Annotated in this window: 16 protein-coding genes; 8 read left to right on the top strand and 8 right to left on the bottom strand. The window is 70.7% G+C overall.

All coding sequences use genetic code 11. The annotated features are described in order from the left end of the window. Positions 1-3: 3 nt before the first annotated feature. Positions 4-243, bottom strand: coding sequence for a hypothetical protein (locus KCH48_RS18900; RefSeq protein WP_210575569.1), 240 nt, complete (start codon positions 241-243; stop codon positions 4-6). A gap of 207 nt (positions 244-450) precedes the next feature. Further along, positions 451-849 carry a DUF3099 domain-containing protein gene (locus KCH48_RS18895; protein WP_210575990.1) on the bottom strand — a complete coding sequence of 133 codons (399 nt, stop codon included), beginning with the start codon at positions 847-849 and terminating at the stop codon, positions 451-453. A gap of 244 nt (positions 850-1093) precedes the next feature. Here KCH48_RS18895 and KCH48_RS18890 point away from each other — a divergent pair, with 244 nt between their 5' ends. Then, entirely contained in the window at positions 1094-1372 is a 279-nt protein-coding gene (locus KCH48_RS18890; RefSeq protein ID WP_210575568.1) for a GlsB/YeaQ/YmgE family stress response membrane protein, read from the top strand. Between the two features lie 87 nt (positions 1373-1459). Here the strand turns inward: KCH48_RS18890 and tyrS are convergent, their stop codons facing one another. From tyrS to KCH48_RS18875, 3 genes are read right to left on the bottom strand one after another with little or no spacing between them, the layout of a single operon-like run. Next, positions 1460-2728 carry a tyrosine--tRNA ligase gene (gene tyrS, locus KCH48_RS18885; protein WP_210575567.1) on the bottom strand — a complete coding sequence of 423 codons (1269 nt, stop codon included), beginning with the start codon at positions 2726-2728 and terminating at the stop codon, positions 1460-1462. Between the two features lie 59 nt (positions 2729-2787). Then, the gene (locus tag KCH48_RS18880) at positions 2788-4182 is read right to left on the bottom strand and encodes a metallopeptidase TldD-related protein (protein WP_210575565.1); all 1395 of its coding nucleotides are present in this window, start codon (positions 4180-4182) and stop codon (positions 2788-2790) included. Beyond that, on the bottom strand, positions 4179-5702 hold the full coding sequence (locus KCH48_RS18875; protein ID WP_210575563.1) for a TldD/PmbA family protein: 1524 nt from the start codon (positions 5700-5702) through the stop codon (positions 4179-4181). Before KCH48_RS18875 ends, KCH48_RS18880 begins: the two co-directional genes overlap by 4 nt. A gap of 238 nt (positions 5703-5940) precedes the next feature. On the opposite strand from KCH48_RS18875, the gene fabG reads away from it, so the two are divergent. The 3 genes from fabG (at position 5941) to KCH48_RS18860 (ending at position 7937) form a co-directional block, all read left to right on the top strand. Further along, complete coding sequence (fabG, locus tag KCH48_RS18870) at positions 5941-6645, top strand: 3-oxoacyl-[acyl-carrier-protein] reductase (protein ID WP_210575561.1); 705 nt, start codon at positions 5941-5943, stop codon at positions 6643-6645. 5 nt (positions 6646-6650) lie between these two features. Further along, the gene (gene fabI, locus KCH48_RS18865; RefSeq protein ID WP_210575560.1) at positions 6651-7418 is read left to right on the top strand and encodes an enoyl-ACP reductase FabI; all 768 of its coding nucleotides are present in this window, start codon (positions 6651-6653) and stop codon (positions 7416-7418) included. Between the two features lie 165 nt (positions 7419-7583). Then, positions 7584-7937: a hypothetical protein gene (locus tag KCH48_RS18860; protein ID WP_210575559.1), complete on the top strand. Its 354-nt coding sequence runs from the start codon at positions 7584-7586 to the stop codon at positions 7935-7937. On the opposite strand, the gene KCH48_RS18855 is transcribed toward KCH48_RS18860, so the two are convergent. Next, on the bottom strand, positions 7912-8607 hold the full coding sequence (locus tag KCH48_RS18855; RefSeq protein ID WP_210575558.1) for a FadR/GntR family transcriptional regulator: 696 nt from the start codon (positions 8605-8607) through the stop codon (positions 7912-7914). The two genes, KCH48_RS18860 and KCH48_RS18855, sit on opposite strands and share 26 nt — an antisense overlap. Before the next feature lie 70 nt (positions 8608-8677). On the opposite strand from KCH48_RS18855, the gene KCH48_RS18850 reads away from it, so the two are divergent. The 4 genes from KCH48_RS18850 to KCH48_RS18840 all read left to right on the top strand — a co-directional run bounded on the left by KCH48_RS18850 (position 8678) and on the right by KCH48_RS18840 (position 11133). Next, a complete protein-coding gene (locus KCH48_RS18850) occupies positions 8678-9991 on the top strand; it encodes a CynX/NimT family MFS transporter (RefSeq protein ID WP_210575557.1) in 1314 nt (437 codons plus the stop codon). A 49-nt stretch (positions 9992-10040) separates the two neighbouring features. Then, positions 10041-10160 carry an SGM_5486 family transporter-associated protein gene (locus KCH48_RS42930; protein WP_260859621.1) on the top strand — a complete coding sequence of 40 codons (120 nt, stop codon included), beginning with the start codon at positions 10041-10043 and terminating at the stop codon, positions 10158-10160. A 182-nt stretch (positions 10161-10342) separates the two neighbouring features. Next, complete coding sequence (locus KCH48_RS18845) at positions 10343-10549, top strand: hypothetical protein (RefSeq protein WP_210575555.1); 207 nt, start codon at positions 10343-10345, stop codon at positions 10547-10549. Between the two features lie 65 nt (positions 10550-10614). Then, positions 10615-11133: a histidine phosphatase family protein gene (locus KCH48_RS18840; RefSeq protein ID WP_210575554.1), complete on the top strand. Its 519-nt coding sequence runs from the start codon at positions 10615-10617 to the stop codon at positions 11131-11133. Positions 11134-11285: 152 nt separating this feature from the next. Here KCH48_RS18840 and serB read toward each other — a convergent pair whose 3' ends face one another. Continuing rightward, positions 11286-12494 carry a phosphoserine phosphatase SerB gene (gene serB / locus KCH48_RS18835; protein WP_210575553.1) on the bottom strand — a complete coding sequence of 403 codons (1209 nt, stop codon included), beginning with the start codon at positions 12492-12494 and terminating at the stop codon, positions 11286-11288. A 181-nt stretch (positions 12495-12675) separates the two neighbouring features. Continuing rightward, positions 12676-14529: a streptophobe family protein gene (locus KCH48_RS18830; RefSeq protein ID WP_210575552.1), complete on the bottom strand. Its 1854-nt coding sequence runs from the start codon at positions 14527-14529 to the stop codon at positions 12676-12678. Positions 14530-14616 lie beyond the last annotated feature (87 nt).

Genomic DNA, 14616 nt, shown 5'->3' with positions numbered 1-14616 from the left:
GGACTAGGCCTGGTCGGGGGACTCCCACTCCTCCAGCAGGACCACGTCCTTCAAGAACCCCCGCACCCCGAGGAACTGCGAGAGATGCTCCCGGTGCTCCTCGCACGCCAGCCAGGTCTTGCGCCGCTCCGGCGTGTGCAGCTTCGGATTGTTCCAGGCGAGCACCCACACGGCGGCGGCACGGCAGCCCTTGGCGGAGCAGATGGGAGAGGCCGGATCGTTGCCGGGGACGTTCAGAATCACGTCCCGACCCTAACCCCACGAAAGGCGACGCCGAGCAGCCACGGGGGGAGCTGCCCGGCGTCGGTCTGTCGCTCCGACGGGGGATGCGGAGCGCTTGGAAAGTATGTCACGGGTCAGTACTCGCTCGGCACCGGAACAACATGATTGATCTGAGCTTTTCCTGAGCTTGGCACGGAGCCGACCTCCGGCTGGAGAGCCTCCGCAAGCTCACATCCGGTCGCTTCGCTCGCCTCTCGCGCCGGGCTCCGGTTCGGCCGCCGCTTCTTCCGTCGCCGGTTCCGCGAAGCCGTCGTCGCCTGGCGGCGGAGCGATCATCGGCGGCGTCGGCGCGGTCACGAACGTCGACGGAAGCGACGCCGCGTTCTCCCGCCCGGCGTTGGCGATCACCACCGAGATATAGGGCAGCACCACCCCGAGCACCAACGCCACGATGGCGACGTGCCGTTCGACGTTCCAGAGTGTGGCCGCGAGAACCACGGACACCGTACGGACCGACATCGAAATGACGTAGCGCCGCTGCCGCCCGCGTACATCGTCCTGAAGGCTCGCCCGGGCCCCAGTGATCCGGAATACCTGGGCGTTGCCGCCACCATGCTGCTTCCGCATCACATTCCACCATCCGCCCGCATCGGACTCTTCCCGGCCCGTACCCGCTCCGCCCAGGCGGAGAAGCCGAGCCCGGACAGCCTCCACGTTACGCCGCACCTGCGTCTCCTACGAGACCGGGGCACCTCCGACCAGGGCGAGTGGACTGCGCCGTAGCGCGTAGCGCCGTACCCGACATGCGCCGTAGCGCGAACGGGCCGACACTGGGCGTAATGCTCACGTCGAGCCGTACAAGGAGGCAGCCATGGGCTGGTTGTGGGCGATCATCGTGGGATTCGTGCTGGGGCTGATCGCCAAGGCGATCCTGCCCGGCAAGCAGCACAGCCCCCTCTGGCTGACGACCATCTTCGGCATGCTCGGCGCCATCGTCGGCAACTCCATCGCCCGAGGAGTGGGCGTGGACGAAACCGCCGGCATCGACTGGAGCCGCCACGCCTTCCAGCTGGTCGCAGCACTGGTCATCGTGGGCGTAGGCGACATGCTGTACATGGCAACGCTGGGGAAAAGAAAACAACGCACGTGAGGTGAAGCGCCCCTTCAGGGGCGCGGGGAACTGCGCGACAAGCCACAACGAACCCGCAGCCAGCCAGCTCCCCACACCCCCACGGCGCTACCCGCCCACAACCTCCACAGCCGCAAGATTCTTCTTCCCACGCCGCAGCACCAGCCACCGCCCGTGCAGCAGATCCCCTACCACCGGGACGAAGTCCTCCGCCGCGACCTTCACGTTGTTCACGTACGCCCCGCCCTCCTTCACCGTGCGCCGCGCAGCCGACTTACTCGCCACCAGCCCGACCTCGGCGAACAGATCGACGACCGGCCCGAGCTCGGCAACCCGCACATGCGGCACCTCGGACAGCGCCGCGGCCAGCGTCCGGTCGTCCAGCTCCGCCAGCTCGCCCTGCCCGAAGAGCGCACGGGACGCGGCGATCACCGCCGCCGTCTGCTCCGCACCGTGCACCAGCGTCGTCAGCTCCTCGGCGAGCGCGCGCTGCGCGGCCCGGGCCTGCGGCCGCTCCTCCGTCTGCTTCTCCAACTCCTCCAGTTCCGCACGGGACTTGAAGGACAGGATGCGCATGTACGTCGAGACGTCCCGGTCGTCCACGTTCAGCCAGAACTGGTAGAACGCGTACGGCGTCGTCATCTCCGGGTCGAGCCAGATCGCCCCGCCCTCGGTCTTGCCGAACTTGGTGCCGTCCGCCTTGGTCATCAGCGGAGTGGCGATCGCGTGCACGCCCGCGTGCGGCTCCAGCTTGTGGATCAGGTCGAGCCCGGCCGTGAGGTTGCCCCACTGGTCGCTGCCGCCCTGCTGGAGCGTGCAGCCGTACCGCCGGTACAGCTCCAGGAAGTCCATGCCCTGGAGCAGCTGGTAGCTGAACTCCGTGTAGCTGATGCCTTCCTCGGACTGCAGTCGCCGCGCGACCGAGTCCTTGGTCAGCATCTTGTTGACGCGGAAGTGCTTGCCGATGTCGCGCAGGAACTCGATGGCGGACATGCCGGCCGTCCAGTCCAGGTTGTTCACCATCACCGCTGCGTTCTCACCCTCGAAGGTGAGGAACGGCTCGATCTGCGAGCGCAGCCGGTCGACCCAGGCGGCGACCGTCTCCGGGTCGTTCAGCGTGCGCTCCGCGGTCGGGCGGGGGTCGCCGATCTGACCGGTCGCGCCGCCCACGAGGGCGAGCGGGCGCAGTCCCGCCTGCTGGAGCCGGCGCATGGTGAGGACCTGGACCAGGTGGCCGACGTGGAGACTGGCCGCCGTCGGGTCGAAACCGCAATAGAACGTGACGGGACCGTCCGCGAGCGCCTTGCGCAATGCGTCCTCGTCAGTGGACAGGGCGAACAGCCCTCGCCACTTCAGCTCGTCGACGATGTCCGTCACGGTTCTCGTATCTCCCTGAAGCGATCTTGTCGGCCGTCGAGCGACAGCCGACTACGAGGTTATACGCCCTGACTGACAGAGCTCATATTGAAGTCCGGCACCCTCAGCGCGGGCATGGCGGCCCTGGTGAACCAGTCGCTCCATTCCCTCGGCAGCGTCTTTTCCGTGCGCCCGGCCTCGGCCGCACGCCCCAGCAGGTCCACCGGCGACTCGTTGAACCGGAAGTTGTTGACCTCGCCGGTCACCTCGCCGTTCTCGACGAGGTAGACGCCGTCCCGGGTCAGGCCGGTGAGCAGCAGCGTGGCCGGGTCGACCTCGCGGATGTACCAGAGGCAGGTCAGCAGCAGCCCGCGCTCGGTGCTCGCGACCATGTCCTCCAGGGACCGGTCCGTGCCGCCGTCCAGGACGATGTTGTCGATCGCGGGCGCCACCGGCAGTCCGGTCAGCCCCGCGCTGTGCCGGCTGGTCAACAGGTGCCCCAGCTCACCGGCGCGCACCCACTCGGTCGGCGTCAGCGGCAGCCCGTTGTCGAACACCGACTGGTCGTCGCCGGAGGAGTGCGCGATCACGAAGGGCGCGGACTCCAGGCCCGGCTCGTTCGGGTCGCTGCGCAGGGTCAGCGGCAGCTCGGTGAGCCTGTCGCCGACGCGGGTGCCGCCGCCGGGCTTGGAGAACACCGTGCGGCCCTCGGTGGCGTCCCGGCCCGACGCCGACCACATCTGGTAGATCAGCAGGTCCGCGACGGCGGTCGGCGGCAGCAGCGTCTCGTACCGGCCCGCGGGCAGCTCGATCCGCCGCTCCGCCCAGCCGAGCCGTACAGCCAGCTCGGCGTCCAGCGCCGCCGGGTCGACGTCCTTGAAGTCCCGGGTCGACCGCCCCGCCCACGCCGAGCGCGTACGGTCGGGCGACTTGGCGTTCAGCTCCAGCGTCCCGTTGGGCTGGTCATGACGGAGCCGCAGACCGGTGGACGTACCCATGTACGTCGACACCAGCTCGTGGTTGGCGAAGCCGTACAGCTCGCGGCCACCGGCACGCGCGCGTGCGAACGCCTCACCGAGCGCCGGGGCGAAGTCGGCGAACACGGTGGACGACGTCTCGGCCGGGGCGTCCGTGAAGTCCTCGGACGCCGGTACGCCCGTGACCAGCGGCTGCGCGTCCTCGGCGGGCCCGGCGCCGCGTGCGGCGGCCTCGGCGGCGCGCACCAGCGGCTCCAGCTCGTCGATGGTCACCGCGGAGCGTGAGACGACGCCGGAAGCGGTGCCCTCCTTGCCGTCGACGGTGGCGATGACCGTGAGCGTGCGCCCGCGCGTGACCCCGTTCGTGGTGAGCGCGTTGCCCGCCCAGCGCAGATTGGCGGTCGACTGCTCATCGGCGATCACGACGCAGCCGTCGGCCCGGGACAGCTCCAGCGCCCGCTCGACAACCTCGTGCGGCTTGCTTGTACGCGCGCTCATCGACCGGCCTCCTGCGTGGTGTTCAGAATGTTGACGCCCTTGAAGAGGGCCGACGGGCAGCCGTGCGAGACCGCGGCCACCTGACCCGGCTGGGCCTTGCCGCAGTTGAAGGCGCCGCCCAGGACATAGGTCTGCGGACCGCCGACGGCCGCCATGGAGCCCCAGAAGTCGGTGGTCGTCGCCTGGTAGGCCACGTCCCGCAGCTGACCGGTCAGCCGCCCGTTCTCGATCCTGAAGAACCGCTGGCCGGTGAACTGGAAGTTGTAGCGCTGCATGTCGATCGACCAGGACCGGTCGCCGACCACATAGATGCCGCGGTCCACACCCCCGATCAGGTCCTCCGTGGACAGCCCGGCGGGATCGGGCTGCAGCGACACGTTGGCCATGCGCTGCACAGGAACATGGCCGGGGGAGTCGGCGAACGCGCACCCGTTGGACCGCTCGAACCCGGTCAGCTTCGCGATCCGCCGGTCCAGCTGGTAGCCGACGAGCGTGCCGTCCTTCACCAGGTCCCAGGACTGTCCCTCGACGCCTTCGTCGTCGTATCCGATGGTCGCGAGGCCGTGCTCGGCGGTGCGGTCACCGGTGACGTTCATCAGCTCGGAGCCGTACTTGAGCTTGCCGAGCTGGTCGAAGGTGGCGAAGGAGGTGCCGGCGTAGGCGGCCTCGTAGCCGAGGGCGCGGTCCAGCTCGGTGGCGTGGCCGATGGACTCGTGGATGGTCAGCCACAGGTTGGAGGGGTCGACGACGAGGTCGTACGGCCCCGGCTCGACACTCGGGGCGCGCATCTTCTCGGCGAGCAGCTCGGGGATCCGGGCGAGTTCGTCGTCCCAGTCCCAGCCGGTGCCCGTCGCGTACTCCCAGCCACGGCCGACGGGCGGCGCGATGGTGCGCATCGAGTCGAACTCGCCGCTCGACGCGTCCACCGACACCGCCGTCAGCTGCGGATGCAGCCGCACCCGCTGCTGCGTGGTCACGGTCCCGGCGGTGTCGGCGTAGAACTTGTTCTCGTGGACGGTGAGCAGCGACGCGTCGACGTGATCGACCCCGTTCGCCGCCAGCAGCCGGCCGCTCCAGTCCGCCAGCAGCGCGGTCTTCTCCTCGTCGGGCACGGTGAACGGATCGATCGCGTACGACGAGATCCACGTCTTCTCGGCGTGCACGGGCTCGTCGGCGAGCTCGACCCGCTCGTCCGACCCGGCCGCCCGGATCACCTGCGCGGACAGCTTGGCCATCGCCACCGCCTGCGAGGCGACCTTGGCGGCGGCGTCGAGCGTCAGATCCACGCCGGACGCGAATCCCCACGTCCCGCCGTGCACGACCCGCACCGCGTACCCGAGGTCGGTGGTGTCCGACGATCCGGCGGGCTTGCCGTCCCGCAGGCGCCAGGACGCGCTGCGCACCCGCTCGCACCGGAAGTCCGCGTGCTCCGCCCCCAGCGCACGCGCGCGTGCCAGCGCGGCGTCGGCCAGGGCGCGTAGCGGAAGCGCCGTGAAGGCTTCGTCGATCGTATGAGGCACGGAGGTCTCCCTGCTGTCGTGGCCTGTCGGCTCCGATCATGTCGCCCATCCCGGCGAGGGACCACAGGTTTCCGGCTGACGTGCGCCTCTTTCTGTAGGGACCCCACAGTGAGTGCCGTTCGCCGCTGTCGGTGCCCGATTCTCCGCAGAAGGGAGCGGAACGATAGGTTTTCGATGAAGCCGCCTGTCATCCAGGTGTTCGGGCGGGGGAACCAACCGCTAGTGAAAGGGTGATCCGTTGAGCCGCTCGGTTCTCGTCACCGGAGGCAACCGGGGCATCGGCCTCGCCATCGCCCGCGCATTCGTCGACGCCGGCGACAAGGTCGCCATCACCTACCGTTCCGGTGAGCCGCCCGCCGGCTTCCTCGCCGTCAAGTGCGACATCACCGACCCCGAGCAGGTGGAGCAGGCCTACAAGGAGATCGAGGACGCGCACGGGCCCGTCGAGGTCCTCATCGCCAACGCCGGCATCACCAAGGACCAGCTCCTGATGCGGATGTCCGAGGAGGACTTCACCTCGGTCATCGACACCAACCTCACCGGCACCTTCCGGGTCGTCAAGCGCGCCAACCGCGGCATGCTGCGCGCCAAGAAGGGCCGTGTCGTCCTCATCTCCTCGGTGGTCGGGCTGTACGGCGGCCCGGGTCAGTCGAACTACGCCGCCTCCAAGGCCGCCCTGGTCGGGTTCGCGCGTTCCCTCGCTCGTGAGCTGGGCTCACGCAACATCACCTTCAACGTCGTCGCGCCCGGCTTCGTCGACACCGACATGACGAAGGCGCTCACCGACGAGCAGCGGGCCACGATCATGTCGCAGGTGCCGCTCGGCCGGTACGCGCAGCCGGACGAGGTCGCCGCGGCGGTGCGTTTCCTCGCCTCGGACGACGCCTCGTACATCACTGGAGCCGTCATTCCCGTTGACGGCGGACTGGGAATGGGTCACTGATCACCATGAGCGGAATTCTCGAGGGCAAGCGCGTCCTGATCACCGGTGTGCTGATGGAGTCCTCCATCGCCTTCCACGCCGCCAAGCTGGCCCAGGAGCAGGGCGCCGAGATCATCCTGACCGCGTTCCCGCGGCCCACGCTGACCGAGCGCATCGCCAGGAAGCTCCCCAAGCCCACCAAGGTCATCGAGCTCGACGTCACCAACGACGAACACCTTGGGCGCCTGGCCGACATCGTCGGCGAGGAGCTCGGCGGCCTCGACGGCGTCGTCCACTCCATCGGCTTCGCCCCGCAGGACGCGCTCGGCGGCAACTTCCTCAACACGCCGTTCGAGTCGGTCGCCACGGCCATGCACGTCTCGGCGTACTCCCTGAAGTCGCTGACCATGGCCTGCCTGCCGCTGATGCAGAACGGCGGCTCGGTCGTCGGCCTCACCTTCGACGCGCAGTACGCCTGGCCGCAGTACGACTGGATGGGCCCGGCCAAGGCCGCTCTGGAGGCCACCAGCCGCTACATGGCGCGTGACCTGGGCAAGCAGAACATCCGCTGCAACCTCATCTCCGCGGGCCCCATCGGCTCGATGGCGGCCAAGTCCATCCCGGGCTTCTCGGAGCTCGCCTCCGTGTGGGACACCCGTGCCCCGCTGGAGTGGGACCTCAAGGACCCGGACCCGGCCGGCCGCGGCATCGTCGCCCTGCTCAGCGACTGGTTCCCGAAGACCACCGGCGAGATCATCCACGTCGACGGGGGTCTGCACGCCATCGGCGCGTGACGCACGACCGACTGCCGGAGGGCCCGCGTTCCCATCAAGGGCGCGGGCCCTTGGCGTGTCACCCGTTCGGCCCACCCGCCGGGCGCGGGAGGGCCACCACCGCACACCCTGAAGTACGCGTTCACCACACGCTTCCCTCCCCAGCACGGCCGAGGAGGTCCCGTTGTGCGCATCTCCCGCAGCCTGGCCTCAGTGACCGTCGCCATCGCTCTCGTACTCTCCCTGTCGTACGAGGCGATGCCCCACGCGCGCGTGAAGGTACGGCAGGCCGCCGCACCGGAGCCGTTCGGTGCCGCGTGCCGCAGCAAGGTCATCGGCTCCTACGTGACCGCGTTCTGCCACAACCCGTATCCGCGAACGGACAGCGTCCGTCTGCACATCGAGTGCGACCGCTGGTGGGACGTCGACAGCGACGGCGCCGCGGTCGACGCGGGGCCCGCGCAGACCGTGCGGCTGACCGGCCGCTGCTGGAAAGAGGTCCGTTCGGTGTGGGTCAGTCACCGGAAGCGGGCGCTGTGAACCGGCCGGGACGGCACAGGAACGGATAGCTCGCGGCCTCCGCTGCCGCTGCCGCCGTGTCGCCCGTCCGGATCGCGTCGACGAGCGGTGTGTGGTCCATGTACGTCTCCGGGGTCAGCTCCGGGCCGACGTCCTCGCGCAGCCAGTCCCGCAGCACCTCGCTCAGGTCCGCGTACATGGCCGTCATCGCGTCGTTGTGGGAGGCGGCCACCACCGCCAGGTGGAAGGTCGCGTCCGCCGCCACAAAGGCCTCCGCGTCGCCCGACGCCCACGCCTCCTCGCGCCGCACCAGCAGCGCGTCGAGCTGCTTGAGGTCCTTCTCGGTGCGCCGCTCGGCGGCGAGCCTCGCGGCGCCGGACTCCAGGGTGGAGCGCAGCTCGGCGATGTGCCGCGGATCGGCGTCGGCGAAGCGGCGGTGCATCACGCCCGCCAGCTCACTGGTCGCGACCACGTAGGTGCCGGAGCCCTGGCGGATGTCCAGCAGGCCGTTGTGCGCGAGGGCGCGGACGGCCTCACGCACCGTGTTGCGGGCGACGCCGAGCTGCTCGACCAGCTCGGGCTCCGTCGGGATGCGCGAGCCGACCGGCCACTCGCCCGAGGTGATCTGGTTCCGCAGCGCGGCGATGACCTGCTCGGACAGCGCCGACCTGCGGGGGTGGCTCAGGGGCATGGCTCACCTTCGCACGGGACGGTCGGCCGCAGGTGGCGGGAGGGTGGACAACCAATCATCCCATGATTCTATGATGGGCCTCATGGCACGCGAGGAAACCCGCACGACAAAGCCCCCGACGATACGCAGCTCGGCACCCGTGACAGACGCATCCCCGACCTCCACGCGCGCGTGGACGACCCGACTGGTCGTCCTCGGCATCGTGCTCGCCGCCGTCAACCTCCGTCCCGCCATCACCAGTCTCGGTGCCCTCCTGGAAGAGGTCCGCGACGGGCTCGGTATGAGCGGCAGCGTGGCCGGCCTGCTCACCTCGGTGCCCCCGCTCTGCTTCGCCGTGTTCGGCGTCATGGCCCCGCGGCTCGCCCGCCGCTTCGGGCCGGGCGCGGTCGTCTGCGCCGGCATGGCCGCCATCACCGCGGGCCTGCTGATCCGGCCGTACGCCGGAAGCGTGCCCGGATTCCTGGCCGCCAGCGCCCTCGCCCTCATGGGCATCGCGGTCAGCAACGTGCTCATGCCGGTCATCGTCAAGCGCTGGTTCCCGGACCGGGTCGGCTCCATGACCGGCCTGTACTCGATGGCCCTCGCCCTCGGCACCGCCGCGGCGGCGGCGGTGACCGTGCCCATGGCCGACGCCCTGGGCGGCAGTTGGCAGTCCGGGCTCGCGGTGTGGGCGGGGCTCGCGGCGGTGGCCGTACTGCCGTGGATCGCGCTCGTACGGCAGCGGGGGGCGCAGCCGCCTGCCGAGGTGCACCCGCCCGCGGAGCCCGGCAATGAAGCGCACGCGCGCGTGCAGCCCGCTCTGCGCATCACCCGCAGCCGTACCGCCTGGGCGCTCGCCGTCTTCTTCGGGCTCCAGGCCACCGCCGCCTACATCACGATGGGCTGGATGGCGCAGATCTTCCGCGACGCCGGCGTGCCCGCCGGCACGGCCGGGCTGCTCCTGGCCGTCACGATGGTGATGGGCGTGCCGCTCGCCTTCGTCATCCCGCGCGTGGCCACCCGACTGCCCCATCAGGGCCCGATCGTGATCGCGCTCGGCGTCTGCGGTCTCGCCGGATACGCCGGCCTGTACGCCGCGCCGGCCGGCGGCGCCTGGGCCTGGGCGCTGCTGCTCGGCGTCTCCAACTGTGCGTTCCCGCTGGCCCTCACCTTGGTCGGGATGCGGGCCAGGACCGGCGCGGGCGTCGCCCAGCTGTCGGCGTTCGCGCAGAGCGCGGGGTATCTGATCTCCATCCCCGGACCGCTCCTGGTGGGCGTCCTCTACCAGCACAGCGGCGGCTGGGGCCTGCCGATCGCGCTCATGACCGGCTTGATGATCCCCCAGATGATCGTGGGCGTCCTGGCGGGCCGCGACCGCACGGTGGAGGACGAGGCGGCCCGCTGATCCCCACCCCCGCAGGCCGGGCCTGCCCGGCGGGTGCGACACTGGGCGCATGTCGCCAGTGCTCGACCCGAACCCGCAGAACGGCCAGAAGAAGATGCTCCTCGTCTTCGGCTCGTTCTTCGCCATCTTCGTGATCATCGCCATCATCGCGACCATTGCTTCGCCGTGACGATCGCCTCTCCGTGACCGCCCGCGGGGCCGATGGTGGGGCTAGCACCACCATCCCCTAGGGGGCGAGTGTCAGGGTCAACTGGGTGGATCACCGGATGGGTTGAGGGCTCGGGAGTCCGTAACTTCGAGGTGTGGCCGCGAGCGGCGGGCACGGATCACCCGAAGACTCACGGAGGCGTCATGTCGGCCCCTACGCAGACCCGGCTCCACCCGGCGCGCTCGGGCCGCCCGGACATCAGGCTGCCCTGGTGGGCCCTGGCTCTCCCCGCGCTCGCGTTCGTCACCCTGCTCCTGGTGATACTCAACCCGTCCGACGCGCACGCGGCCACCACTAACCCGGCGATCACCCGGCTCGTCGAGCACATTCTGCAGCTGATATCGCGCTGAACACCTGCTGAGCCGCCCGTCAACTCCCTGCGCCCGTTGGCGTGTTTCATGCGAAGCTGGGACGCATGAGCGTCGCAGAACCCCGCAGGATCGTCCTCTTCCGGCATGCGAAAGCCGACTGGCCACAGGTGACCGACCACGAGCGGCCGCTCGCTGAGCGGGGCCGCATGGACGCCGCAGTCGCCGGACGCAAGCTCGCCGACACCCATATCCCCTTCGATCTGGCCCTGTGCTCCACTTCGGCCCGGACCCGGGAAACCTGGAAGCTCGCCGTCCAGGAATTCCCCCACCGGCCGAAAACCGTCTATGAGGAGCGGGTCTACGAGGCCTCGCCCGGCGAACTGATCGCCGTGCTCAACGAAACCCCCGACGACGCGCAGAACGTCCTGATGATCGGCCACAACCCGGGCATCCAGGGCCTCGCCGAGATCCTCGCGGGCTCGGCCGAGGGTGACGCCCTGGAGCGGCTGAGCCGCCGCGGCTTCCCCGCCGCCGCCTTCGCGGTCCTGACCTTCGAGGGCTCCTGGAAGTCCCTGGAACCGGGCACGGCCACGCTGCGCGACTACTGGGCACCCTCCGAATAACCCACGCGACCCGGCGAGGGGCCCGGCACCGCACCGGTGCGGGCCCCTCGTACCTCTCTACGGCCTCGTACCTCTCTACGGCCTCGTACCTCTCTACGGCCTCGCCTGCTCATGCCTGCTGCCCCGTCTGAACAGGGCGGCGGCCCGTCCGCTCAGCCCTCGTCGTGAGTGTCCGCGGCCTCGACCTCTTCGCGGGTGACGCCCAGCAGATACAGCACCGTGTCGAGGAACGGGAAGTTCACCGCGGTGTGCGCGGCCTCGCGGACGACCGGCTTGGCGTTGAAGGCCACTCCCAGTCCGGCCGCGTTCAGCATGTCGAGATCGTTGGCACCGTCACCGATCGCCACGGTCTGCGCCAGCGGCACGCCCGCCTCGGCGGCGAACCGGCGCAGCAGCCGCGCCTTCCCCGCCCGGTCCACGATCTCGCCGGTGACCCTGCCGGTCAGCTTCCCGTCGACGATCTCCAGCGTGTTGGCCTGCGCGAAGTCCAGGCCGAGACGTTCCTTCAGATCATCCGTGACCTGAGTGAACCCACCCGACACGACGCCCACTTGGTAGCCGAGCCGCTTCAGCGTACGGATCAGCGTGCGCGCGCCCGGCGTCAGCCGCACCTCGCTGCGCACCTTGTCCACCACCGAGACGTCGAGCCCCTTCAGCAACGCCACGCGCGCGTGCAGCGACTGCTCGAAGTCGAGCTCCCCGCGCATCGCCGCCGCCGTCACCTCGGCGACCTCCGCCTCGCAGCCCGCGTGCGCGGCGAAGAGCTCGATCACCTCGTCCTGGATGAGCGTCGAGTCCACGTCCATGACGACCAGACGCTGCGCGCGCCGGTGCAGTCCCGCGGCCACGACCGCCACATCGACACCCAGTGCCGCCGCGTCGGTCACCAGGGCGGTGCGCAGCGGCTCGGTCTCCACGCCGGACACCGCGAACTCGACCGCCGTCACCGGGTACTTGGCGAGCCGGAAGATACGGTCGATGTTGCCGCCGGTGCGCGTGATACGGGCCGCGACCGCGGCGGTCGCCTCCGCGGTGAGCGGATGCCCGAGCACGGTCACCAGCGAACGGCCGAGGCCGCGGGGCCGGTTGTCGCCCGTGCCGGAGATGATCTCCGCCTGCATCTTCATCGACTCCGCCCAGCTGTGGACGGTGGCGCGCAGGTCCCCTTCGAGCCCTCGCGGCGGCTCGGTCACCAGCACGCACAGAACCATCCGGCCACGCGTGACGACCTGCTCGATGTCGACCACGTCGACCGAGTAGGCAGCGAGGGTGTCGAAGAGGCCGGCCGTGATGCCCGGCCTGTCCTTCCCGAAGATCTTGACGAGAAGGGTGGGGAAGTCTGAGGTCTGCGAAGCGCTCATGGTGCTCCCACCGTATCCGGCACCCTGTGCCCACCGCCCCGCAGGTCCGCCCAGCGGACGCGGAACTCTGGATGTCGCTCGGGTGACAGCCGACTGACAGGCAGCTCACAGAAGGGCGGCCGCCACCGACGGACACGGCACGGCCACCGGCCCGTCGGTTCGGCGCCCCTTCAGTGCCCCCTCAGTGCCCCTTCGGCGCCCTCGGAGGTGGCGGCGGAGGCGGAGGTGGCGGCGGCGGTTGCCGCCGCTGGCCCGGCGGGGCCTGTTCCGCGTCTTCGCGGCGCGACTCGGCGGACCGTCGTGGCCACCGCGGCGGCGGCCCCATCGGCCGGGCCACCGTCGGCGCGCCGTACACGTCGCCGCCGGGCGGTGCCGCGCTCGCCGGCCGGGCTTCGGGGGAGGGCGGCGCGTCCGACCTTTCCTGCCCGGGCGGCTTCGCCGCTCCCCGTTCCGGCTCCGGCCGCGCATCCTCCGGCTCCCGCAACTCGTCCGGCATCCGCAGATACGGGTTGGTGGCCGGGTTCGGCGGCCGATACGGCGCACCGGGCACGTACGGCCCCGACCGCCCCGCATGCTGCGGAAGCGTCCCGCCCTCGGCCCCCGCCCCCGCGGCACCGCGTGCCAGCGGCGACGCCGCCCGCCCTGCCGCTCCGGTCGCCCGCGCCAGCAGCGCCCCGGCGGCCCCCGCCCCCGCACCCCAGGCGGCACCCAGCAGCAACGCCATGCCGAGATGCCCGTGCAACTCGATCCCCGCCCCGAACGCGTCCACGCCCAGCACCGACAGCGAGGCATCCACCGACACCTCCGCGAGCCACGCGAGCAGCGGCAGCGCCAGCGCGGTCACGACCCCGAGCCGCAGCGCACACCGCCCGGCGAAACCGAGGGCGCCTGGATCTCGTACAGCCACGGGATCTCGTACGCCCCCCGCCACAGGCGTCCGCACCGCATGCAGCACCCCCGCCAGCAGCATCATCATCGCGGCGGCGACTCCGAGCAGCCACACCCGCCCGTCCAGCTCGGCCAGCCGGCTCAGGGAGACGGACTGGTCGACCTCGGAGCTCAGCAGATCGTCCAGGGGATCCGGCAGGAGGGCGGTCAAGGGGCCGGACGCGCGGCCGTCCCATGGCACGAACAGGCCGATGGGGATGCCCAGCCAGACGCCGTTCGGGGCGCCGAGCAGGGCCGCGCCGGCGATCCGCTTGGGGTTGTCGTCGCCGATCGCCGCGTACGCGGCCGCCGCGAGCCCCGCCGCGACCGCCACCAGCAGCACCGTGACGAGGGCGGACACGGCCGGCCGTACCACTCGGTGGACGATCTCCCAGCCGTGCGGCAGGGGAGTGCGGCGGGAGGCCAGCAGGGCGATCAGCAGGACCCCCGCCGACCAGAACAGCCCGCCGAGCAGGGTCGGCACCGTGTCGACGGTGAAGCCGACCGCCGCCTCGGCGTCGACGAGGTCGCCGACCTGATCGGGCAGCAGCCCGCCGATGTCCCCGATGTCACCGACGCCGGGAATCTCGACGCCGCCGTCACCGCCACCGCCGGGCAGATCGTCGAGGCCGAGCGCGCCTCCGTCGATCGTGATCACGTCGTGCCCCGCCCAGGCCAGCCCGCCCAGCGTCGCCACGAAGAGGGCGATCACCGAGCCCGCGCGCGCGAGGAGTTCGGACCGGGAGATCACAACCCCGGCCGCACGCAAGGACCGTAGAAAGAACCATGACAGCAGCAGGGCGCCGACCAGGCTCACTCCCAATGGCGTGATCTCGATGGCAGTGTTCGCCTCCGCGCCGGTCAGCCCGAATGCGGACACATCGCCCGACGGCGTGACCGAACCACCCGCCCCGAGTGCCACCACCGCCGCGGTCATCGGCCCGAGCGAGGCCGTCGAGTCCGCCTCCAGCAGATGCAGGCCGAGTGCGGCCGTACCCGCCATGCCTATCAACGCCCAGCTGACGGCGGCGATCGCGGACAGCAGGACGTCGCCCCAGGGCACCTTCGTGTCGTAGGTCGCGCTCCTGACGCTCAAGGCCGGTTTCATGGCAGACCCCCCGATCCGCAGCGCGGCGCTACCGCCGCGTGTGTCCCCCTCGCGTGGGATTACCACTCTCCGGGCCGGTTTCAACCC

It is taken from the genome of Streptomyces sp. GESEQ-4, assembly GCF_017948455.1.
Classification (GTDB): domain Bacteria; phylum Actinomycetota; class Actinomycetes; order Streptomycetales; family Streptomycetaceae; genus Streptomyces.
Note: the sequence above shows the minus strand (reverse complement) of the source record. Positions and strands in the feature narration are given on the sequence as shown.